Source organism: Streptomyces sp. NPDC048636, assembly GCF_040650655.1.
In the GTDB taxonomy this organism is placed as follows: domain Bacteria; phylum Actinomycetota; class Actinomycetes; order Streptomycetales; family Streptomycetaceae; genus Streptomyces.
On the sequence record NZ_JBEZHR010000005.1, the window covers coordinates 298,136 to 318,655 of the forward strand.

General features: G+C 68.8%; 21 protein-coding genes. 11 read left to right on the forward strand and 10 right to left on the reverse strand.

The window, feature by feature from the left end:
- Positions 1-120: 120 nt before the first annotated feature.
- The 6 genes from AB0C66_RS16670 to AB0C66_RS16695 all read left to right on the forward strand — a co-directional run bounded on the left by AB0C66_RS16670 (position 121) and on the right by AB0C66_RS16695 (position 6,240).
- A complete protein-coding gene (locus AB0C66_RS16670; RefSeq protein ID WP_362438142.1) occupies positions 121-939 on the forward strand; it encodes an enoyl-CoA hydratase-related protein in 819 nt (272 codons plus the stop codon).
- A 7-nt stretch (positions 940-946) separates the two neighbouring features.
- Positions 947-1,933, forward strand: coding sequence for a nitronate monooxygenase family protein (locus AB0C66_RS16675; RefSeq protein WP_362438145.1), 987 nt, complete (start codon positions 947-949; stop codon positions 1,931-1,933).
- A 46-nt stretch (positions 1,934-1,979) separates the two neighbouring features.
- On the forward strand, positions 1,980-2,738 hold the full coding sequence (gene fabG / locus AB0C66_RS16680) for a 3-oxoacyl-ACP reductase FabG (protein WP_362438148.1): 759 nt from the start codon (positions 1,980-1,982) through the stop codon (positions 2,736-2,738).
- A gap of 91 nt (positions 2,739-2,829) precedes the next feature.
- Positions 2,830-4,524, forward strand: coding sequence for an AMP-binding protein (locus AB0C66_RS16685; RefSeq protein WP_362438151.1), 1,695 nt, complete (start codon positions 2,830-2,832; stop codon positions 4,522-4,524).
- 13 nt (positions 4,525-4,537) lie between these two features.
- A complete protein-coding gene (locus AB0C66_RS16690) occupies positions 4,538-5,458 on the forward strand; it encodes a CoA-transferase (RefSeq protein ID WP_362438154.1) in 921 nt (306 codons plus the stop codon).
- The gene (locus AB0C66_RS16695; RefSeq protein WP_362438157.1) at positions 5,455-6,240 is read left to right on the forward strand and encodes a CoA-transferase; all 786 of its coding nucleotides are present in this window, start codon (positions 5,455-5,457) and stop codon (positions 6,238-6,240) included. The genes AB0C66_RS16690 and AB0C66_RS16695 overlap by 4 nt, the downstream gene beginning before the upstream one ends.
- A gap of 111 nt (positions 6,241-6,351) precedes the next feature.
- Here the strand turns inward: AB0C66_RS16695 and AB0C66_RS16700 are convergent, their stop codons facing one another.
- The 4 genes from AB0C66_RS16700 to AB0C66_RS16715 all read right to left on the reverse strand — a co-directional run bounded on the left by AB0C66_RS16700 (position 6,352) and on the right by AB0C66_RS16715 (position 8,997).
- Positions 6,352-6,741, reverse strand: a complete 390-nt coding sequence (locus tag AB0C66_RS16700; protein WP_362438160.1) for a hypothetical protein — start codon at positions 6,739-6,741, stop codon at positions 6,352-6,354.
- Between the two features lie 168 nt (positions 6,742-6,909).
- The gene (locus tag AB0C66_RS16705; RefSeq protein WP_362438163.1) at positions 6,910-7,485 is read right to left on the reverse strand and encodes an enoyl-CoA hydratase/isomerase family protein; all 576 of its coding nucleotides are present in this window, start codon (positions 7,483-7,485) and stop codon (positions 6,910-6,912) included.
- An 83-nt stretch (positions 7,486-7,568) separates the two neighbouring features.
- Positions 7,569-8,066, reverse strand: coding sequence for a hypothetical protein (locus tag AB0C66_RS16710; RefSeq protein WP_362438166.1), 498 nt, complete (start codon positions 8,064-8,066; stop codon positions 7,569-7,571).
- 532 nt (positions 8,067-8,598) lie between these two features.
- Positions 8,599-8,997 (reverse strand): hypothetical protein, encoded by a 399-nt coding sequence (locus tag AB0C66_RS16715; RefSeq protein WP_362438169.1) that lies wholly within the window; start codon positions 8,995-8,997, stop codon positions 8,599-8,601.
- Positions 8,998-9,370: 373 nt separating this feature from the next.
- Between AB0C66_RS16715 and AB0C66_RS16720 the strand changes: the two genes are divergently transcribed.
- From AB0C66_RS16720 to AB0C66_RS16730, 3 genes are all read left to right on the forward strand, one after another.
- Positions 9,371-9,724 (forward strand): cupin domain-containing protein, encoded by a 354-nt coding sequence (locus AB0C66_RS16720; RefSeq protein WP_362438172.1) that lies wholly within the window; start codon positions 9,371-9,373, stop codon positions 9,722-9,724.
- Positions 9,725-10,126: 402 nt separating this feature from the next.
- On the forward strand, positions 10,127-11,209 hold the full coding sequence (locus tag AB0C66_RS16725; protein ID WP_362438175.1) for a sugar ABC transporter substrate-binding protein: 1,083 nt from the start codon (positions 10,127-10,129) through the stop codon (positions 11,207-11,209).
- A gap of 542 nt (positions 11,210-11,751) precedes the next feature.
- Positions 11,752-12,468 carry a hypothetical protein gene (locus AB0C66_RS16730; RefSeq protein WP_362438178.1) on the forward strand — a complete coding sequence of 239 codons (717 nt, stop codon included), beginning with the start codon at positions 11,752-11,754 and terminating at the stop codon, positions 12,466-12,468.
- Here the strand turns inward: AB0C66_RS16730 and AB0C66_RS16735 are convergent.
- Positions 12,434-12,880 carry a PaaI family thioesterase gene (locus AB0C66_RS16735; RefSeq protein WP_362438181.1) on the reverse strand — a complete coding sequence of 149 codons (447 nt, stop codon included), beginning with the start codon at positions 12,878-12,880 and terminating at the stop codon, positions 12,434-12,436. The two genes, AB0C66_RS16730 and AB0C66_RS16735, sit on opposite strands and share 35 nt — an antisense overlap.
- A 399-nt stretch (positions 12,881-13,279) precedes the next feature.
- On the opposite strand from AB0C66_RS16735, the gene AB0C66_RS16740 reads away from it, so the two are divergent.
- Positions 13,280-14,479 carry a DUF4157 domain-containing protein gene (locus AB0C66_RS16740; RefSeq protein WP_362438184.1) on the forward strand — a complete coding sequence of 400 codons (1,200 nt, stop codon included), beginning with the start codon at positions 13,280-13,282 and terminating at the stop codon, positions 14,477-14,479.
- Between the two features lie 107 nt (positions 14,480-14,586).
- Here AB0C66_RS16740 and AB0C66_RS16745 read toward each other — a convergent pair whose 3' ends face one another.
- On the reverse strand, positions 14,587-15,039 hold the full coding sequence (locus AB0C66_RS16745; protein WP_362438811.1) for a VOC family protein: 453 nt from the start codon (positions 15,037-15,039) through the stop codon (positions 14,587-14,589).
- Positions 15,040-15,399: 360 nt separating this feature from the next.
- Here AB0C66_RS16745 and AB0C66_RS16750 point away from each other — a divergent pair, with 360 nt between their 5' ends.
- On the forward strand, positions 15,400-16,911 hold the full coding sequence (locus tag AB0C66_RS16750) for a hypothetical protein (protein ID WP_362438187.1): 1,512 nt from the start codon (positions 15,400-15,402) through the stop codon (positions 16,909-16,911).
- Between the two features lie 209 nt (positions 16,912-17,120).
- On the opposite strand, the gene AB0C66_RS16755 is transcribed toward AB0C66_RS16750, so the two are convergent.
- The 4 genes from AB0C66_RS16755 to AB0C66_RS16770 all read right to left on the reverse strand — a co-directional run bounded on the left by AB0C66_RS16755 (position 17,121) and on the right by AB0C66_RS16770 (position 20,474).
- Positions 17,121-17,993, reverse strand: coding sequence for a hypothetical protein (locus AB0C66_RS16755; protein ID WP_362438190.1), 873 nt, complete (start codon positions 17,991-17,993; stop codon positions 17,121-17,123).
- A gap of 183 nt (positions 17,994-18,176) precedes the next feature.
- Entirely contained in the window at positions 18,177-18,332 is a 156-nt protein-coding gene (locus AB0C66_RS16760) for a DUF6131 family protein (RefSeq protein ID WP_362438193.1), read from the reverse strand.
- Between the two features lie 98 nt (positions 18,333-18,430).
- Positions 18,431-19,597 (reverse strand): PP2C family protein-serine/threonine phosphatase, encoded by a 1,167-nt coding sequence (locus AB0C66_RS16765; RefSeq protein WP_362438195.1) that lies wholly within the window; start codon positions 19,595-19,597, stop codon positions 18,431-18,433.
- 277 nt (positions 19,598-19,874) lie between these two features.
- Positions 19,875-20,474, reverse strand: a complete 600-nt coding sequence (locus tag AB0C66_RS16770) for an alkaline shock response membrane anchor protein AmaP (protein WP_362438198.1) — start codon at positions 20,472-20,474, stop codon at positions 19,875-19,877.
- Between the last annotated feature and the right edge of the window lie 46 nt (positions 20,475-20,520).

Sequence of the window (20,520 nt, forward strand, 5' to 3'; positions counted from 1 at the left end):
GTGTACCGAGCGCGCGGCGCCACAGACCTCATGACCACGGGGGCCCGGCGAACGAGTCCGGTTTCACCGGCTCCCACCGAACACGATGACCGAGCACGTGACGGAGAGCGCTGAACTGCCATGCCGGAGAACCCCGAGACGCCGGAGCCCGTCCTCACGCTGAGGAAGGGCCCCGTGCTCACCGTGATCCTCAACCGTCCGCGGCGTAAGAACGCGATGACCGACGACGCCTGGGCGCTGCTGGGGGAAACCCTTCGGGCCGCCCGCTCGGACGAGGCCGTCAAGGCCGTGGTGATCACCGGTGCCGGAGGCGACTTCTGCGCCGGGGCCGACCTGAGAGGGGCACGCTCGCGACAGCATCCGCTGGACCGGATGAACCGGCTCGGCGACACCGCACAAGCGCTGTACGACATGCCCAAGCCCGTCATCGCCAAGGTCGAGGGGGTGGCTGTCGGCGCGGGGTGGAACCTGGCCCTGGGCTGTGACCTCGTCGTGGCATCGACGACCGCCCGCTTCGCGCAGATCTTCGCCCGCCGTGGCCTCTCCCCGGACTTCGGGGGGTCATGGCTGTTGCCCCGGATCGTCGGCCTTCAGCAGGCGAAACGTCTCGCCCTGCTGGCGGAATTCGTGGACGCCGACGAGGCCGCGCGGCTCGGGCTGGTGACATGGGTGAAACCCGCTGAGGAGATCGACACCTTTGTCGAGGACCTGGCCGCCCGGCTCGCCGGCGGGCCGCCCGTCGCGATGGCCCAGGCGAAGCTGCTGCTCCACCAGGCGGCCGGCCAGATCTTCCACGAGGCGCTGGACAACGAATCCCGGGCGCAGGTGATCAACTTCGCCACCGATGCCCCGGCCGCGAGATGGGCCTTCGTGGAAGGGACCGAGCCGTGTTTCGAGGGCCGGTGGCTGCTGAGCCATCAAACGGAAGACCGAACGTGAGGACACCATGCTGAAGACGAGGTTCACCGAGCTGTTCGGGGTGGAACACCCCATCGTCCAAGGGGGAATGCAATGGGTGGGCCGGGCCGAACTGGTCGCCGCCGTAGCGGAGTCGGGAGCGTTGGGACTGCTCACCGCGCTGACCCAGCCGACACCCGGAGCGCTGGTCAAGGAGATCGCTCGCTGTCGTGACATGACGGACAAGCCGTTCGGCGTCAATCTCACCACCCTTCCCACGATCAACCCGCCGCCGTACGCCGAATACCGTCAGGCGATCGTCGAGTCGGGGATCACGATCGTGGAGACCGCGGGGCAGAGCCCCGAAGAACACCTCGAGGTCTTCAAGGCCGCCGGGGTCAAGGTCTTGCACAAGTGCACGAGCGTACGGCACGCGGCCAAGGCACAGCGCCTCGGCGTCGACGCCATCACCATCGACGGGTTCGAGTGTGCCGGTCACCCGGGCGAGGACGACATCCCCGGCCTGGTGCTCATCCCGAAGGCGGCCGAACACATCACCATCCCCATGATCGCCTCCGGTGGCTTCGCCGACGCCCGCGGCCTGGTCGCCGCGCTGGCCCTCGGCGCCGACGGCATCACCATGGGAACCCGCTTCATGTGCACCGTCGAATCGCCCATCCACCAGCGGGTCAAGGAGCGGATCGTCCAATCGAGCGAGCTGGACACCGAGTTGATCCTCCGCACCCTGCGCAACACCTCACGGGTGGCCAGCAACGCCGTCAGCCGGGAGGTGGTGGCCACGCTCGACGCGGGCGGCCGGTTCGAGGAAGTCCGCGATCTCGTCGCGGGTGCGCGCGGCAGGCAGGTCTACGAGCTGGGCGATCCCGAATTCGGCATCTGGACCACCGGCCTCGTCCAGGGACTCATCCACGACATCCCCACGGTCCGCGATCTCGTCCACCGGATCGTCGCGGAAGCCACCGAACTGATCCGCACCCGGCTCCCCGCACTCACGGGCCCCACGGCAGGCGGCTAGGCCCACCACGCCCTCCATCCACCGTGCCCGCCCCTCAGGAGTCCCCGTGAACAGATTCACCGGCAAGGTCGCCGTCGTCACCGGTGCCGCCCGAGGCATCGGCGCCGCCACCGCCCACCGCCTCGCGGCGGAAGGCGCGGCCGTCGCCGTGCTGGACCTGAAGCTCGAGGCGGCCGAGGCCGTCGCCACCCAGATCCGGCAGCAGGGCGGCACCGCTCGCGCCTATGTCTGCGATATCGCCGACCTCGACGCCGTCGAGACCGTGTTCGCACGGCTCGTTGCGGAGCTGGGCGGGCTGCACATCCTCGTCAACAACGCCGGTATCACCCGTGACAACCTCTTCTTCAAGATGACCAGGCCCGACTGGGACGCCGTCCTGACCGTCAATCTCACCGGCGCCTTCAACTGCGCCCGGGCCGCGCAGGCGCATCTGGTGCGGCAGCGGTACGGCAAGATCGTCAGCCTCAGCAGCCGCTCCGCACTCGGCAACCGGGGCCAGGCCAACTACGCCGCCGCCAAGGCCGGAATCCAGGGTCTGACCGCGACGCTCGCCATCGAGTTGGGTCCCTACGACATCAACGTCAACGCCGTCGCTCCCGGCTACATCGCCACCGCCATGACCGCCGCCACCGCCGAGCGTGTCGGCGCCGCACCCGAGGAGCACCAGCGGGGCGCCGCCGAGCGCACTCCACTGCGGCGGGTCGGGCGGCCGGAGGAAGTGGCGGCCGTGGTCGCCTTCCTCGCATGCGACGACGCCTCGTACATCAGCGGCCAGACCGTGTACGTGAATGGCGGAGCACGCTGACACGGCCTCTCCGGACGGCTCGAACGCCCCGCGGCCACGGGCCCCCGGCTCCCAGGACATCGACACTCCGCCCGACGGAAGGGGTAGTGCTGTGAACACGTACTGGCCAGAGGCAATGCCGACCTCGCTCGACTACCCCGAGGTGCCCGTGGGCGTACTGCTCACCTCCGCCGCCCAGCTGTACGGCGACCGCACGGCCGTGGTCGACGGCGAGGAGCGGCTCACCTTCACCCAGCTCCACGAGCGCGCCGTCGCGTTCGCCCATGGTCTGCGGGACACCGGCGTCCGCGAGGGCGACACCGTCCTCCTGCACCTTCCCAACAGCTCCTGTTTTCCGGTCGGTTACTACGGCGCGCTGCTGGCCGGAGCGACCGTGACGGTGGCCAACCCGTTGCAGCCGGTGTCAGGGCTGCGGGCCCAGCTGATGGACACCGGTGCGGTCGTCGCCGTCAGCCACGCCGCCCATGCGGCCACGCTGCTCGACGCCCGTACCGGCTCCGCTCTGCGGACCGTCGTGATCGTTCCGCCGAGCGCGTCCGCACCCTGCGCGGGGCGGTGTCCGGACGCGGAGGGGGTGGTCGCCCTCGCGGACTTCCTCGCGGAGCGCACCGGCGCCCCTCCGAAGACCACCGTGACCGTGGACGACGTGGCCCACATCGTCTACACCGGCGGTACCACCGGAGTCGCGAAGGGCGTCCGGGTCCTGCACCGCAACGTGGTCGCCAACGTCACCCAGCTGACCGCCTGGCGCGCCGCCCACCTGATCACCACGCAGGAGGACGGCAACCTGCGGCTGCGACCAGTCGAGGGCCTGCCGGAGGCAGGAGTCCGGCCCGGGGACACGGTCACGGTGGTCGTGTCCCCCCTGTTCCACGTCCTCGCGCTCATCAACATGACCTTCATGCTGCTGTGCGGGACCACCCTCGTGCTCACCGGGCGCTTCTCCGCCGAGCGTCTGCTGGCAACCGTCGAGCGCCACCGCGTCACGTACCTCTTCGGCAGCCCGGCCATGTGGCACGCGGTCCTGGCCAGTCCCGAGGTGCGCGACCGTGACCTGTCCTCGGTCCGGGTGATCTCCTCCGGGGGCGCCCCGATCGACAGGCCCACCCTGCACGCACTCGAAACCGCCTTCCCCACGGCGCTGGTCGGTGAGGGGTACGGACTCACCGAGGGGACGTGTGTGGTGAGCTCCACACCCCTGCTGCGCGGCGCCACACACAGACTCGGCAGCGTCGGGCTGCCGGTCTGCGACACCACGGTGGAGGTCCGGTCCGTCACGGACGGGGCGGCCGTGCTCGGACCGAAGGAAGTGGGTGAGCTCTGGATCCGCGGCCCACAGGTCACGGCGGGCTATCTGAACCGGCCGGAGGACACCGCCGGACAGTTCGTGGCGGGCTGGCTGCGCACCGGAGACCTGGGCCACCTGGACGAGGAAGGCTTCCTCTTCATCTCCGGCCGTGCCAAGGAGATGCTGATCTACAAGGGCTACAACGTCTATCCCCGCGAGCTCGAAGACATCCTGCACGGCCACCCCCAGGTGCGGTTGGCGGCCGTCATCGGCAGATCGGAGCAGCGCGTCGGCCAGGAGCCGATCGCCTTCGTGGTGCCGCGGCCGGGTGCGGCCGTGGACCCGGAAGAGGTGATGGGGTACGTCGCCGAACGAGTTCTGCCGTACAAGAAGCTCCGCGGCGTACGGGTCGTGGACACACTGCCCACTTCGGCCGCCGGGAAGATCCTCAAGTCCGTCCTGCACGGCTGGATCGATGCGAACCGTCCCTGCGGCTGAAAGGGGGCCGACCATGCCGACGGACAAACGTCTGAGCCTCACCGAGGCCATCGCCCGCTACGTCCACGACGGGCAGACGATGGCGCTCGAGGGATTCGGCCATCTGGTGCCGAACGCCGCCGCGCACGAGATCATCCGGCAGGGGTTCACCGGCCTGACCCTGGCCCGGATGAGTGGTGACACGCTCATCGACCAACTGCTGGCGGCCGGGTGCGTGAAGAAGCTGATCGCGTCGTTCGTCGCCAACAGCTCCGCCGGTTCGCTGCACGAACTGCGTCGGCGCATCGAGCACCAGGACCCCGAGCCACTGGAGTTCGAGGAGTACAGCATGGGCGGCATGGTCGCCCGCTACGCCGCCGGCGCGGCCAGGCTGCCCTTCGCACCGATCCGCTCCTGCACGGGCAGCGATCTCGTCGCGCTGAACCCGATGATCAAGAGCGTCACCGACCCCTACGGCGGCGGCCGGATACACGTGGTCCCCGCGCTGAACCCGGACGTCTCCATCATCCATGCCCAGCGTGCCGACCGGGCGGGGAACATCCAGGCGTGGGGCATGCTCGGAATCCAGCAGGAAGTGGCGTTCGCCGGTGGATCGGTGATCGTCACTGTCGAGGAGATCGTCGCCGACGACGTCGTGCGGTCGGATCCGAACCGCACGATCGTGCCCTCCCATGTGGTGGACGCGGTGGTGGTGTGCCCGCGTGGAGCGCATCCGGCTCCTGTGCAGGGCTATTACGACCGCGACGATCACTTCCAGCGCGAATGGTCCGAGCGGGCGCGCGACGCGGCCGCGCTTCGGGAGTGGATCGACCGGCACATCCGCGGCACGGCGGACCATGATGGTTTCCTCGCCGGTCTCGGCGCGGACTACTGGAACCGGCTGGCGGTCGGTGAGCGGCTGTCCGCGCCGGTCGACTATGGGAGACGACGATGACCAGCGCCTCCAGCGCCTCCAGCGCCTCCAGCGGTGAAGTCCTCGCGGTGACCGCGGCGCGCGAACTGGCCCGGCGCCGGACGGTCTTCTCCGGGCACGGTCTGCCGACCCTGGCGGTCGCACTGGCCCAGCGCACGGTGGCCCCGGAGATCGAGGTCGTCTACGAGTCCGGTGTGATGGGCGCTCACCCGGCGGAGCTGCCGCGGTCCATCACGGATCCGCTCCTCGTGAGCGGTGCCGAGTGCGTGGTCGGCATGGCGCAGCTGTTCGGCTACATCCTCCAGGGGCGCCGGATCGACGTCGGGTTCCTCGGTGCCGCGCAGATCGACAGGTACGGCAGCCTCAACTCGTCGATCATCGGGGACTGGGCGAGCCCCCGGGTGCGGCTGCCCGGATCGGGCGGGGCGATCGAAGTGATGGCCAACGCCGGTGAGGTTTTCGTGGTGATGCGCCGACACACCGCGCGTACGTGTGTGGGAGAGCTGGACTTCTGCACTTCCCCGAGCCCACGGCGGGCTCGCGACGCCGATGGCGGCGTGCAGCCCCATGGCAGGGGAGTCACACGGGTGATCACCGATCTCGGGATCATGGCGCGGGACGGCACCGACGACGAGCTCCGGCTGGTCGCGGTGCACCCCGGGGTCTCCGGAGACCAGGTGCGTGCCGCCACCGGCTGGGACCTTCAGGTCGCCGACGATCTGGCGGAGGTCTCACCGCCCACCGCGGCCGAACTGCGGCTGCTGCGCGACGAACTCGACCCGAACCGCATCTATCTCCGCTGAACAGCGGTGTGGCCGCCGGGCCGAGCGGCTGCCGCTTCGGGCACGGGGCAGCACGAGGCCCGGCCGGATGGAGAATCCGCCCGGGCCCGATGGGCTCGGTATGCCCCCCGATCAGATCGGGGTCGTGCCGTTGCACCCGGTGGTGAGAGTGCTGCCGGGCTTGTTCTTCTTCGTCTCCTCGTCCACGAGCTTTCCGTCGATGAATATCTGGCAGCTGATCTCCGTCTTCGGATCCACGGACCCCGCTTGCAGGGAAAGCGACCTTCCCGGCTTCACCTTGACCTTCTTCGACCACGGCGTCTTGACCTTGTCCAGGTCCAGATCCGCGTCACCGCCACTCTTCTTGGCGTCGGTGTTCAGGCTCGACTTGATGCCAGGGATGTACACGCTCGCCGGTGAATCCCCCGTCACCTTGAATTCGACAGTCACCATGCCGCCGCCCTGTGAACTGCTCCCCGTATCGCCGTCGTCGGAGCAGCCCGTCACCAGAGCCACCATCATGACCAGACCGGCAGCGGCCTTGTGTGTACGCAATTGTTCCCCAACGCTTTTCTCTCTGCTGCCAGTTACGGACTTCGGGTAACTGGCCGCGAGCTATCGTCACACGCGTCCCACCGGGAAACCACTGTTTCCCTCCGGGTCCATGGATCAGTTCCGCTGCACTGGAGATCAGTGAGCGATTTCTCTACTCGGCTGCGAGGCTTTGGGCGATGCGGACGGGCCCGATCGTGTGTGCACCGTGTCTTGCACGAATTGCCGAAGGTGCGCACACACCGCGTCGGGCTGCTCCCACCAGGGCTCATGCCCGGCGCCCTCGATTCGCCGCCCCCGGGCGGCGAATCGCATATCAAGTGCCATCGCCAGCTCATTGCCGCCGCCCCGAAGACGCCCGGCGAGCTTGCCGATCGTCACCTGCGGCAGCACGCGCAGGCGCAGGATCAGCTTCTGCATCGGGTTGAGCAGAGATTCGTCTGCGCCGCTCCCGGCGTCGGGGTCGGCCAGCTCCGCGAAGGTCTCCGGATTGAGTATGAAGCCCAGATCGACGTGGGCGACGAAGAAGTGAGGGTCGGCGCTCTCCACCACGATCACGCGCACCCGCTCGTCCTCGCGGACAGCTCCCACGAAGTCGTGGAGCTCGTTGACGAGCGTGGTGTCGAGCATGTTGACCGGCGGGTTGTCGAGCGTCACATGCGCTACGCCCGCGTCGATCGCCACCCGCAGTCCCGTGTCACCGTCGTACGGCATTTCGTCCTTCCACCACCACCTTCCGGACGGGCCGCCCCTGCCCCTGACGGGCGCGTGGGCACGGGGTGGCGGCCCCCTGTCCGTCACCTGCGGTGGCGCTGCTGCTGGACGGCCTTCATGAGGTCCTCGATGGCGGACTCGCTGTCGCGGTCGCGCCCGTCATCGATCGCCTCGAGAGCGGCGGCCGCGGCCTCACGCATGCGGTGGGGAAGCCCGTCGACGGCCGTGAGGTGGTAGGCGGCCTTACGGCGCGCCATGCGCTCGGCGGAGTCCACCGCGCCGGGGCCGGACAGGGGGAAGACGGCGGCCTTGTACGCGGATATCCCCAACACCATCATGTCCGCGATTCCGTCGGCGTACCCGAGCGCCGCGGCCTCCCCCTGGACGTCCCGAAGGGTTGCGACCATACGGCGGCGGGACAGGACCGTGCCCAGGGCGGCGCCGCCTCCCACGGAAAGGGCGCAGGTGACGGCGAGGAACGGTCCGTCCCAGGCGAAGCCGGTAAATCCTCCGAGGACCGCGAGCGCGACGCTCCATCCGGCTGCCGTCCGGGGGCTCATGTGTTCGGATGCGGTGTCCATGACGGTCAGTGTCCCAGCCGGTATCGACAGCACCGGCGCCCGGCCCTCAGTGTGCGGCGGTCATGGATCCCATGAGGACGACCGCACGACGCCTGCTCAACCCCCGCCCTCGAAGAACTCGGTGTTGGTCGCTCCGGGAGACAGTGCGAGCACGCGCAACCCGTTGGGGACGGGAGGAGTTGCCGGAGATGCTGCTGCCGGAGAGGGTGACCCCGCCGCCGTTGTTGTAGAGCGCCCGCCGTGGAACCGGCGCCGGTGGCGCGATTGCTGAGGATCGAGAACCCGGTGATGCTCCGTGTGCCGGTGCTGAAGAGGGCGGCACCGGTGGCGTCCGCGCCGGTCAGGATGTTCTGGCTCACCGAACCCCGGTTCAGGGTGAGCCGGTCGGCGTTGGACAGGACGCCGCCGCCGGTGGCGGAGGTGTTTCCGCTGACCGTGGTGGAGGAGCTGCTGGCGGTGACAGTGCCGTCGACGGTGATGTCCCCGCCCTGCCCGTTCGACTCGTTGCCGCTCACGGTGGTGCTCCGCGGGGTCAGGGAGTCCGAGCCGGAGTGGATCCCCCACCGCCGTCACCCGCGTTGGTGACGGTGTTGTCGGTGATGAAGCTGTTGGCGAGGGTGGCGGTGCCGTCCAGTTCGACGCCACCGCCCTCGGCCTGAGCGGTGTTGTCGCGGGCCGTGATGCCCGTCGCCGTGAAGGTACCGAAGGTGGCGAGACCTCCGCCGAACAGGGCGTGGTTGCCGCCGCTGATGACGTGCAAGATCCGGAAGTCGGCGCCGGAACTGCGGGTGATGGTGGCGTTGTTGCCGCTGATGGTGACGTTCCCGCTGATGGGGGCCAGGCGGTCCTGGTCGGTCTGCGCGCTGGTGAGGGTGTAGGTGCAGCCAGGGGCCAGGCCGAGTGTCCCGCCCGTAGTGGCAACGCCGGCCACGGCAGCATGAGCCTGATCAGCAGCCCGGTGACGAACAACACCGCAGGTCCCGGATCGTAGTCCGACACCGCCTGCCCTCGTACCCAAGCGGCAGCGCTGAGACGCTCCGGGCGACACCAAGCACCAGTTGCGCCGTCGCCTGTTTCATGCCGGACCGGGCCCCGGTCTTCGCTGCCGCCCCGGCGGCTGCCGCTTGGTGCTGATCGGCGTCCACCGTTGGGTGTCGTCCGACGTGATGCGCCAGGCGATGCGCTCGTCGGGGAGCCGTCGCCGCCGAAGGGCCTCACCCCGGACAGTGCGCCGGGCGACCCGCCGGGGGACCTGCCGACCGGTGGGGGAGTCGGCGCGGCTACTGTGACCGGCTATGAGTGGCATGAACAATCCCGTCCCGTCGTTCGCCGTGCACATTCCGGATGCGGAGCTCGAGGTGGAGCCTCTTGCTCCGGAACAGATCGTCTCCGGTGACCCCCTCGTCACCGGGAAGGTGCTGTGGGAATCCCCGGACGGCCAGCAGCTGCGTGGCATCTGGCAGATCACCCCGGGTGTGGTGACCGACACCGAGGCCAACGAACTGTTCGTCGTCGTGAGCGGGCGGGCGACGATCGAGGTCGAGGGCGGTTCCGTCCTCGAGGTGGGTCCGGGGGACGCGTGTGTGCTGCGCGAGGGCGACCGGACCACCTGGACCGTCCACGAAACGCTCCGGAAGGCGTACCACATCAGCCTGTGACGGCGGTCGCGTGTCGGAGCGGCGCTCGCTCGGTGAAGGTGTCCCTGCACCGGATTCATCGCACGGACACCGCGCGGTCAGCCGACGAAGTCACCCGGCATCGTGGGCCCGGGCGCATTCCACCAGGATCCAGTTACTGAGAGTGACTGCGGAGTGCCCGTTACACGTCGATGGCTGCCGGGCCGGGTATCTCGGGGGTGAATGGACTGGATGTCGGCAGAATGTCTGCACATGTATGTTAGGCAAAGAGATGATTTGATGTCGCCCGACCACGGCATGTCTCGCGTCCACCTGCGCAGGTCAGATCACGGACCGGACCATGACTTCCAGGTGGCTGGGACATACGCAGCCCGCCTTCGCGGGGGCCGCTAGTCGCTTCATGGCCAGCGCGAGGAAGTAGCGATGAGGCTCAGAACCGTCCTCAGTGCCACCGCATCCGCCCTCTCCGTACTGGCGCTACTCAACGCCTGTAGCGGCGGCCTCGGCGCCACGGCCTCGCCCGACGAGAAGCCGCTGGTCGGCGTGGCTTACCCGCGATACGACAGTGACTTCTGGAACGCTTACATCCAGTACACGCAGGAGTATGCCAAGCAGCTCGGTCTCTCGCTCAAAACCATCGACTCACAGAGTGACGTGGCCAGGGACACCGCCAATGCGCAGACGCTCATTGTGCAGGGCGTCAGGGGTATCGCGATGGCCCCGCAGGACACCGCCGCTGTCGCGCCGACTCTGGCGCAGCTGGCGGCGGCCAAGATCCCGGTCGTCACCAGCGATACCCGTCCCGACACGGGCAAGGTCTTCATGGCCGTCCGCGCCGATAACCGTGCCTACGGCGAGAAGGCGTGCCGGTTTCTCGGCACGAAGCTGCACGGCAAGGGCAAGGTCGTGATGTTGGAGGGCGACCTCTCCTCCATCAACGGTCGTGACCGCACCCGAGGATTCAACGCGTGTATGAAGGCGAACTACCCACGTATCAAGGTGTTCGGTGAGACCACCAACTGGGATGGAGCTGTCGCCGCGCAGAAGCTACAGGCCGACCTGACCGCCCACCCGGACATCAAGGGGATCTACCTGCAGTCCAGCTTCGCGCTGTCCAGTACCCGGCAAGTACTGAAGCAGCAGGGTTTGCTGGTGGGTCCGGAGGACAAGAAGCACGTGTTCCTCGTCTCCAACGACGGCACTTCCAGGGAGCTCAGGGACATCGCCGAGGGAAACGTCGACGCCACCGTGTCCCAGCCGGTCGACCTCTTTGCCAAGTACACCTTGTACTACCTGAAGGCCGCGATTGACGGGAAGACGTTCAAGCCCGGTAAGACCAACCACAACAGCACCATCGTTCAGGTCCGTAGGGGACTGTTGGAGGATCAGCTTCCCGCCCCGCTCGTCACCGCCGACGGCGGCACCTACGGCGGCGTCCCCAGCCTCAAGAGCACCGATATGTCTCTGTGGGGCAACCGCTCGGCAGACGACGGGGCAGGCCGCTGACGTAGGCGGCCGGGATGCGTGGCGGTGACCACACCGCGGTGACGGTGCGGTGACGGTGCGGTGACCTGTCATATATCGCTCGTGAAGGCCGTCGCCCGAAGACCTGATCACCGACCGCCCCAACGCGTTGGTGCCGTTCGTGCTCTGCGAAGAGCGGCAGACGATCGCGTTGCGTCCTTCCCCTCTCGTCAAGGGACTCCTCGCCCTCGATCATGGACGCGCCGGGAGCGCGGACTCGCTTTCAGGCGGGGTTGCAGGCCGGCCGCAAGGGACTGCTGTGGTAGCTCCCACATCGGTGGACGTTCCAGGAGGGTGTTTCCTCGTGCGTCCCCTCCCGACGCGCCCGACGAGCCGCCGCCGCAGCGCACACCGAGGTCGGCAAAGACACCGGGAACGTTGGTGTGTTCGGGGCCGGCCGTGGCGGTCGGCTCGGGGGCGGCCGCCGCGCGGATCTCCGCCCTTGACCTTGTCGCGACGTCATGGTTTCCACTGGGGGTGCGCCGCGCGCTCGAACTCGTCACCCAACGACAGGAAGAATTGGCATGACCTCCACGCCCCCGGCCGCCCAGCCACAACCCACCGCACCCAAGCGCGCATCCTCACCCGTGCCGCGGCTCCTCGCACACGAACGCCGGATCATGGAAAGCCTGATCCGGTGGGTCACCCGCCGGCCACACGGCACCGACGGAGCCGACGCGGTATTCACCCACGGCCGGGAGCAGGCCGCCATGATGTACGGCCTCACGTTCGCCTGTGTGGTCGAGACTGTCGCCCTGTCCTACCTTCTCGCCGGCTGGCCCGTTCTCCACACCGTCTTCCTGGTCATCGACGTCTATACCGTCCTGTTCGTCCTCGGCCTGCACGCCGCCTCACTCACCCGGCCACACACCCTCGCCGGCCGCGTGCTGCGCATCCGGCAGGCCGCCAACGTCGACATCCACCTCCCTCTCGACCAGATCGCCTCCATCCGTCGCGAGACACGCTTCACCCACGAGAAGAGGGATGGCGAACTGAACCTCCCCATCGGCTCACAGACCTCCCTCACCCTCGAACTCAACGAGCCGGTGGACGCACCGACGTTCCTCGGCGCAGCCCGCCTCGTCACCCTGATCAGGCTGGACGCAGACGACTCGAAGGCCCTCCACGACGCCATCACACGGGCACGAACCACGCCCGGGCCCGCCCCGGAAACATCCCTCTTGGTCGAGCAGCCGTGCAAGAACGTCACGCCGAGGTCGGGGCCTGGTCGAGAGGGATGACGCGGGCCGTGGCACCGGCGGTGGCGACGGCTACTCCGTCGCGGTCGGTGAGGGTGGCTTCCAGAAAGGCGATGTCGCCTGCCCGGTGCACCACCCGCCCCCTCCCGATGATCCGGCCCGGGCGGACGGGCCTCAGGAAGTGGGTGTTGAGTTCCAGCGTGGACTGGAACTGGTCGGGTTCGAGGGTGGCCAGGAGGGCGGGTCCGACGGTGTCGTAGAGCATCGCGGCCAGGAAGGCGCCCAGCACATTGCCGGTCGGGTTGGTGAAGTCATCGGTCGCGGTGAAGGCCAGTTCGATCGTGCCGTGCTCGAGGTCCGCGTCAAGAAATTCCAGTCCCAGCGTGGCAGCCGCCCGAGGCAGAGGCGCACGGCCCTCCGCGGCATCCCAAAACGGCCCGGATCGTCCGCTCACCACACCGTCCCACATCCCAGGTATCCCATACCATTCCAGGGCTACCTCCCGATGCCGTGCCGGATGCGGGCCGGACCCACGACTCACCCGAACGGCGCTCGCACAGCCCACGCTCACCACCGGCGGCAGCCCGTTGCCCGTGCGCGCCGCCCACGCTGCACCCGGTCTTGCCCTCGCGTTCCTTGTCGCCGCCCGTGGCTGCCCCGTATTCGTGGGACGGGAACTCTCGTCACCCGGAGGCATCGCATGTGCGCGCAGCATTCTCGTCAGGAACACGGCGAACGAGCCCGCCCGGCTGTCGGCTCCGCCCGGCGCGGAACCCGACGGGACGAACCTCTCGCGCCTCCTGGCGCACTGCTCGGTCTCCAACGCTCTGTCGGGAACGCGGGAGTCGTGCAGATGCTCCGACGGACTCGGGGCGATACCGACAACGTCAGTGAACAGGACGGATCGGGTAGCGCTCAGCGAGCCGCGGTCCAGGCGGTGCTGCGCTCGTCCGGCAGGCCCCTCGCCGAGCCGCTGCGCCAGGAGATGGAGGGCCGTCTCGGTGCCGACTTCTCCGACGTCCGGTTGCACACCGGCGGTGCCGCCCGTGCCTCGGCCGCCGCGGTGGGCGCTCGCGCCTACACCTCCGGCAGCCATGTGGTGATCGGTGAAGGAGGGGGCGACAAGCACACGCTCGCCCATGAACTCACCCATGTGATCCAGCAGCGGCAGGGACCCGTTGCCGGTACCGACAACGGCAGCGGACTGCGGGTCTCCGACCCGGCCGACCGTTTCGAACGGGAGGCGGAGGCGAATGCCACACGGGTGATGCGGCGTACGCGGGTGTCCGGTGACGTGGAGCATGATGTCGACGAGGTCCAGCGGCACACCGGTGCCGCCCATGGCGGCTGCGTCCAGCGCTACACCGCCGGCACGGATGAGACCCTCGGGGACATCCACGTTTCCGAGACCGCCCGCTTCGTGATCGTGCCCGATGGACAGTATGTGTGGGTCCGCGACGACGTACCGGCCGGGGAGCTGGCGCCCGCCCTGCGGGCCGGCAACGAGCAGGCGGAGATCAATGGCGGGAGCTACCGGCAGTACTGGCTCGGCGGTCCCATACTCCTGGACTGCCTGCACGCGGCCGAGGAGATCATCAGCAACCAGGTGGGCCAACTGGAGTGGGGCGGAGGCGAGTACAGCACCATCGACACGCGTTTCCGAGGTGTGGATCGCACGGAGGACTTCGGCAAGGCGGACGCCACCAACCGACGGCAGGCGCGGGGCTTCACCGGCCCCCGCAACGAGGCGGCGAACCCGCAGCCCGGCGAGGCGTTCGTGATCGTCGCGGCCAAACCGGACGGCTCGGAGATGAGCCAGTTCCACGCGGCGGCCGTCGTGGCCCGTGACGGCCAGGACTGCGTCGCACTCGAGGTCTGGTCCGACAACGGCAACCCACCGGCCAAGGACGCGGCCAACGCCACGATCTACACCGTGGCTGACATGGGGCGGTCCTTCCACGCCGCCTACGGGGGCGAGGGAACGTACTTCGGGAAGGTCGGCCCCATCACCGTGGTCGTACGGCCGAAGGCAGGCACAGCGGAGCAAGGGTGAGCCGTGTGCTCGTCGGGGTGGTGGGGGACGTCCGGCGCTCAGGCAGATGTGCTCGCGCACCCGGTCACTGATGGTCTGCGGGCGTCCCCCGCTCCATGGTCAAGGGCCTAGCTCGTACCGGCGGGCGGATCGGCGTAGGTACCGTGCAGCATGCCGGTGGCCTGCCCGACTTCGATGAGATAGCCGTCCGGGTCGCGCAAGTAGCACCGCACCTCGGCCTTGCGGTCGATGGGTGGCGTGAGGAATTCGGCGCCTTTCGCACTCCATTCCCGGTGACACGCCTCGATGTCGGCGACGCGGAGATTGAGGAAGCTGCTGACCGCGCTCGGGTCGGCGGGCGGGCGCAGGGTGACGTCCGGCTTGTCCGGAGTGGGGCCGCCGCCCGGGTTCATGATGATCCAGCCGTTGGCGAGCTTGATGGTGCAGGGGTTCTCCTCGAGCACCACCTCACCGCCGAGAACGTCGGTGTAGAAGGTGCGAGATCGCGCTACGTCGGCAACGGTCAGAAAGTGAGTGAGAAGGAGCCCGGAATCCGGGGCGGGAAAGCCATCACGATGCATGCAAGACCTCCAGGCGAATCGGATGTTTCCGTCCATGGTGGTGGATGGATTTCCGTGGGCACGCATGGACACGGCCCGAAAGGCAATCCGCAGCCTCGTCCCGAAGCCGGGGGCGCCGGGTGCGCCAGGGGCGGTGTGCCATGCGACGCATGGCCGGGTGGCACACCGCCCCTCTGTCACGCGGTGATGACGGAGAGCCTGGTGCGGCTGTTGGAGTTGCGCAATCCGTCTGGCGGACGTCACGTCTGGCGCCCTCGTGTGCGGTCCGCAGTCGGGCCGAGGGTTGTTCCCGCGCGGCTGTGGCCGAGCCGTGATCGAAGGCCCTTGGCCGCTCGGAGGGGCTGTGTTCGACTGGCACGCATGCCTGATCAGCTCATGAAACGTAAGGGCGGTGCGGTCGGCCGCCCGTACGCCGGTGTCGTCGTGCTGGTGCTCGGTGTGCTCGCCGCGCTCCTGCCCGCCGGTGCGGCGGCGTCCGCTCCCGCCGCGTCCGGTCCCGCCCCCGAACTCGTCGCGCCGCGGACCTTTCATGTGAAGCCGCCCGGCGGCAAGAAGCGACCGGACCGCGACAAGAGGCTCCACATCAGTTACGGCCGTGACCGCGGTGGGAAGCAGGGGCCAACGACGGGGCGTCTGACGATGGACGTCAGTGACGCGAAGGACGTGCTGCGTCTGAAGAAGTTCGGCAACCACTGCACCAGTACCGGTGGTCTGACCGTGGTGTGCGAGGTCGGGGCGCGCTACGACAGCTGGACGGACTGGGCCGGTGCGCTTCCCTACGCCGCCTCGGGTAGCAAACCCGGTGACACGGGGGAGCTGCGCATGCGGTATCGGGCTCCGGACGGCAAGGTGTCCACCGCGACGACACGGGTGGTCGTCGGCGGACCGATCCTGGAGATCCGTCGGCCCGAAGTCATCGACGATGTGCGGCCCGGCGCTGATACGGATATGGACCTGACCCTCCGCAACTCCGGCGAGACCGTGGCCCACGGAGTCGCCTTGCAGTTCACGGTCGACAGCGAGCTGCCGCTGAAGGAGAAGTTCGCCAACTGCCGCTACAGCGGCGGCGGTTCATCGCAGATCGCGTACTGCGCCTTCCCCGATCTGCGTCTGCGGCCCGCACAGATCGCCGTTTTCACTCCGGGCCTGCGGATGCGGGCCCCGAAGGTCCTCGACCACGCCGATCTGCACCAGTCCGCCTGGCCCATGGACCTCGGCCCCTACGAGGACGTGAACGTGTCCACCGGGGGCAGGCCCGGCCACGGCCCGAAGCTGGAGCCGAAGTTGCGTGCGGGCGGCAGTGGGCAATGGAGCGACGAGGCCGAGGTGTGGACCGAGGTGCGCACGGAGAACCCGGCCGACTACGCGGCCATCGGCGACCAGGTGCGGGGAACCGCGGGCGACAAGCGGGAGGTGAAGGTCGGCGCCCGCAACGACGGCCCAGGGGATCTCGGCGGTGACAGCGGCGCCTTCGACCTGACCTTCACTCTGCCGAAGGGAGCCAAGGTACTCAAGGAGCCGATGGAGGAGATCGACGAGGGCACCTACGAACCGCTGTGCCGCCGCGAGGAGGACACGTACACCTGTCCACTGTCAGTGCATCAGCCCGGCGAGGCCAAGACCCTCCCGTTCATGCTCCGGCTCGGCGCCGGCACCACCGGCGCCGTACGGCTCAAGGAACGCAGCCCCGGTGAACACCCCGAGGATCCCGACCGGTCCGACAACACGGCGCGGGTCACCGTGGACCACGCCGCGCATACGTCCGCCGCCTCGCACGGTCATCCTCTCGCCTGGGCCACCGGCTCCGGCGTGGCCCTCCTCGTGGCGGCCGGCGGGACGCTGCTGCTACGCCGGAGGCGCCGGAACGGCTGACAGCACCCGCCGCGTAAGCCGCGTGGAGCCGACCAGGCCCCTGGCGGCCTTGTTCAGCGGGCGGGCGGGCGCGACAGGCGGCGGCGCACGGCCCGGGAGACCGATGTGCGGATCCGAGCGGCGGAGCCGTCAGTGTCTCCCCAGAGACTGCGGGAACGCGGACGGTCGGCTTCCACGGTGGAGGTGGCCTCGATGTCCGGGGCGGCCGTTCAGGGCGGCCGATCCCGTTCGCGGCTCCGGGTCGTGCCCTTGCTCCTGTGGAGGGTCCGCCCGGACTTGCCCCCGGCCTTGGCCTCCGAGACGGGTTTCTTGGTCCGCCCGGTGGCTTCCGACGTGTGGCCCGAGGCTTTGCCCGAGACCTTGCCGGATGCCCTGTCCATGGACTTCTTCGCCGTACGCCCGCCCGACCGCGCGGGCTCGGCCGCGGTCCTGCCCGTCTCCTCGACAGCCTCCTCCGCGCTCTCCCCGAGCTCTTCGGTGGCATTCCCGGCCCCCTCGCCCACCTCTCCCACCGCTCTGTCGGCGCCCTCACCCACGTCCTCCACGGCTTCGCCCGCGCCCTCCCCGACTTCCTCGACAGCCCTGCCCGCGCCCTGGCCCACGTCCTGGACTGCCTCCGCGGCGCCCTCGCCCAGCTCGCCGACCGCCTTCTCGGCACCGCTGCCCAGACTCCCCGCCGCCGACCCGAGGCCGGACGTCAACTGTTCCAGGATCTGGGGATTGCGGTCGATGGTGGTCAGCACCCGGCCGACGATCGCGGCGACATTGTCGAGCCGGACCTTGAGCAGCGCCTGTGCCTCCACGCCCTTGATGTCGAGCTCCACACGGCCGAGCGACACATCGGCGCCGACGTTGAGCTTGAGGAGGTCCAGGACTTCCGCCTGGAGGGAGACCCTGGCCTTCAGGTCCTCGACCTGCAAGTGGATCTCGTCGACCTGGAGTTGCGGTACGTCGAGGAGGACGTCCGGATCGCCGGACGATGCGGTGGGCCGCGACGGAGACGCCTCTTCCAGCTCGCCCTCGAGGAGCTCACCCTCGTCCTCGTCCTCCGGCTCGTGCTCCGTATCAGCGTGGTCTCTCATACTGCCCCTCACGGTGTACGCACGGGCATGCGGCGGGTGCGTGCGAGCATGCCGTTGCGTACATCACGTCGAGCCACCCTGTGGACACATGAGGTGACCACCTTGGATCAGAATCGTCGTCTCCACAGGCCGACCGCGGGCAGGGGGCTTAATTGCTCCACTGCCCGCGTACGTGGTCGTCCGCTACCAGTAATGCCGACGCCCACCGACCGCGTGTCCGAGGGCGCCCAGGACCCACAGAATCGCTCCGATGACGAGGAGGATGATTCCGATGGTCCACAGGATGGAGAGGCCCGTCAGAAACCCGATGACGAGAAGAATGATCCCGAGGATAACCATGACATCCTCCGATCTCGGAAAACACTTCACTTCCACTGTGTTCCTCCGACGGCTCCGGCGCCAGTCGGAGACTCCTGCCGCTCCGCCGGATGCGACACTCAGGCCAGGATGGCGAGGTCATCGGCGGCGCCGCCGCGCCACTCGACCAGGAACAGGGTGGAGTCGTCGCTCGTGATTCCGCCCCGCTCCTGCTTCAGGGTGTGGGAGAGCCAGCGCACCGCTCGCCGCACTCCCTCTCCCGCCTCTTCGATGCGGTTGACACAGTTGATGAGCTGTTCCTCGCCGAACTGCACTCCGGTGTCCCGGTGTTCCTCGATCAGGCCGTCGGTGTAACACAGCAGCCGGTCACCGGGTTCCAGCGTCACCTCGCTGATCAGGGGCTCTTCGCCACCGAACCCGACGGGCAGGGTGGTCGGACCGTGCAGTTGCCGGGTGACCCGGTGGTTGCGGATCAGCAGCGGTGCGGGGTGGCCCGCGTTCACCCATTGCAGACGGCCGGTCGTGATGTTCAGGCGCATCATCTGCGCGGTGGCGAAGTGGTCCGGCCCGAACTGTTCGGCGATGGCCTGGTCCATGAATGCGTAGATGTGGGCCAGATCGACATCGGCGCGCCTGGCATGCCGGTAGGCACCGACGGCGACGGTCGCCATGGTGGCCGCGTCCAGGCCGTGCCCCATGGCATCGACGACCGCGAGGTGGAGGATGTCCTCGTTCAAGGCGTAGTCGAAGCTGTCACCTGCGATGTTGTACGCGGGTTCCAGGATTCCGGCCACCGCGACCTGCGGTACGACCATCGTCAGCGGCGGCAGCAGAGACCATTGGATCTCCGCCGCGACGCTCATCGGTTCACGGCGGCGGGCGAGGAAGAACTCGTCGGTGTAGCTGTGCTTGGTGACCAGCATGTCGGCGACCAGCCCGGCCAGTCTGCGCAGGAGCCGCCGATCGTCGTCATCGATGGTGTCCAGGGTGAGGGCCATCACCCCCACCTGGTCACTGCCGTCCAGCAGCGGCAGGTACACCCGGATGCCGTCGGGCTGCGGCACCTCGGTCACGGTCGCGTGCAAGAAGGCTGAGCCGACGTGGGAGTCGTCGATGCTCTCGGGCTCGCCGACCGTCAGTCCTCTGCCTTCCAGGGGCACCAGGAACAGCTGTGCGTAGTCCTGGAGGTAGAGCGAGACCTCACGTCCTCCGATGGTGGCCACCTCTTCCGCGACAAGCGGGGCGATCAGCTGCGGCGGCATTTCATGGGCGCGATCGAGCAGCATCCCGAGCAATCGCTCGCCGAATCCCTCCGAGCGATCGACCGCCCCCTGGCCAGGGAGTCGCTCAGGCCCTGTCACGGAGGGTCCTGACAGTCCCTGAGTGGCTGACTGTCGGCCACCTGAGTGAAGCGGTCACGGTCGTCCGGCGGCGTAAGCTTCGCATCGCATGATCATCGCCCGCCGGTACGGGAAGCACCGACCCCGACAACGATCGTCGACGGCGAACCCCTCGAACGGCGCAGACCGGGCCCGGCGCGGGAGCCGGGGCGAAACGCGGCCGTCACTCGGCCCGGTGCGGGCCATGGCGGGCAACGCCCAGACGGACCTCCTTGGGGAGTCGGTCCCAGCCCGCGGAGTCACGGGCTCGATCGGCGGCGTCTCGCACGTCCTTCAGCGCGTGTTCCGGAGTGCCACCGGGTTCGAGGGTGAGGTCGATCCGGACCCGAGGGCGGGATGAAGGCCCGAAGAAGCGTGTCCGGGACCGCCGGACGTCCGGCGACACGTCGAGTTCGGTGGTGAGGGCCTCGCCGAGCGCGTGGTCATCGACCACGACGGATTCCCTGGAGGTGTTCGCAACAGGCAGGCGGCGTGGGCGCCGCCGGGGCTGGGACAGCAGCCACGTCAGGGCGAGCAGAAGGAGCAGCGCCAGCGCGGCCGCGGCGGCCACCCACCACCACCAGCCCTGGTCGAACCACCGGTTCTGGTCGCCACGAGCCAACAGGACGTCGGACGGAGCGGTGAGCGGCCAGCCTGCGGGCGGAGTGAGGTTCCAGCGCCGGTAGAGGTCGGCACCGCTGGCGAGCACCAGGAGCCCGCCGCCCAGCAGCAGGAGTCCGAGCAGGCCCAGAAGAACGCGGTTGGTCTTGGTGGGTTCCGTCATCGTCTTCTCCTGTACGTGTCGGCGCCGGTGTTGTGGTCCGTGTCCG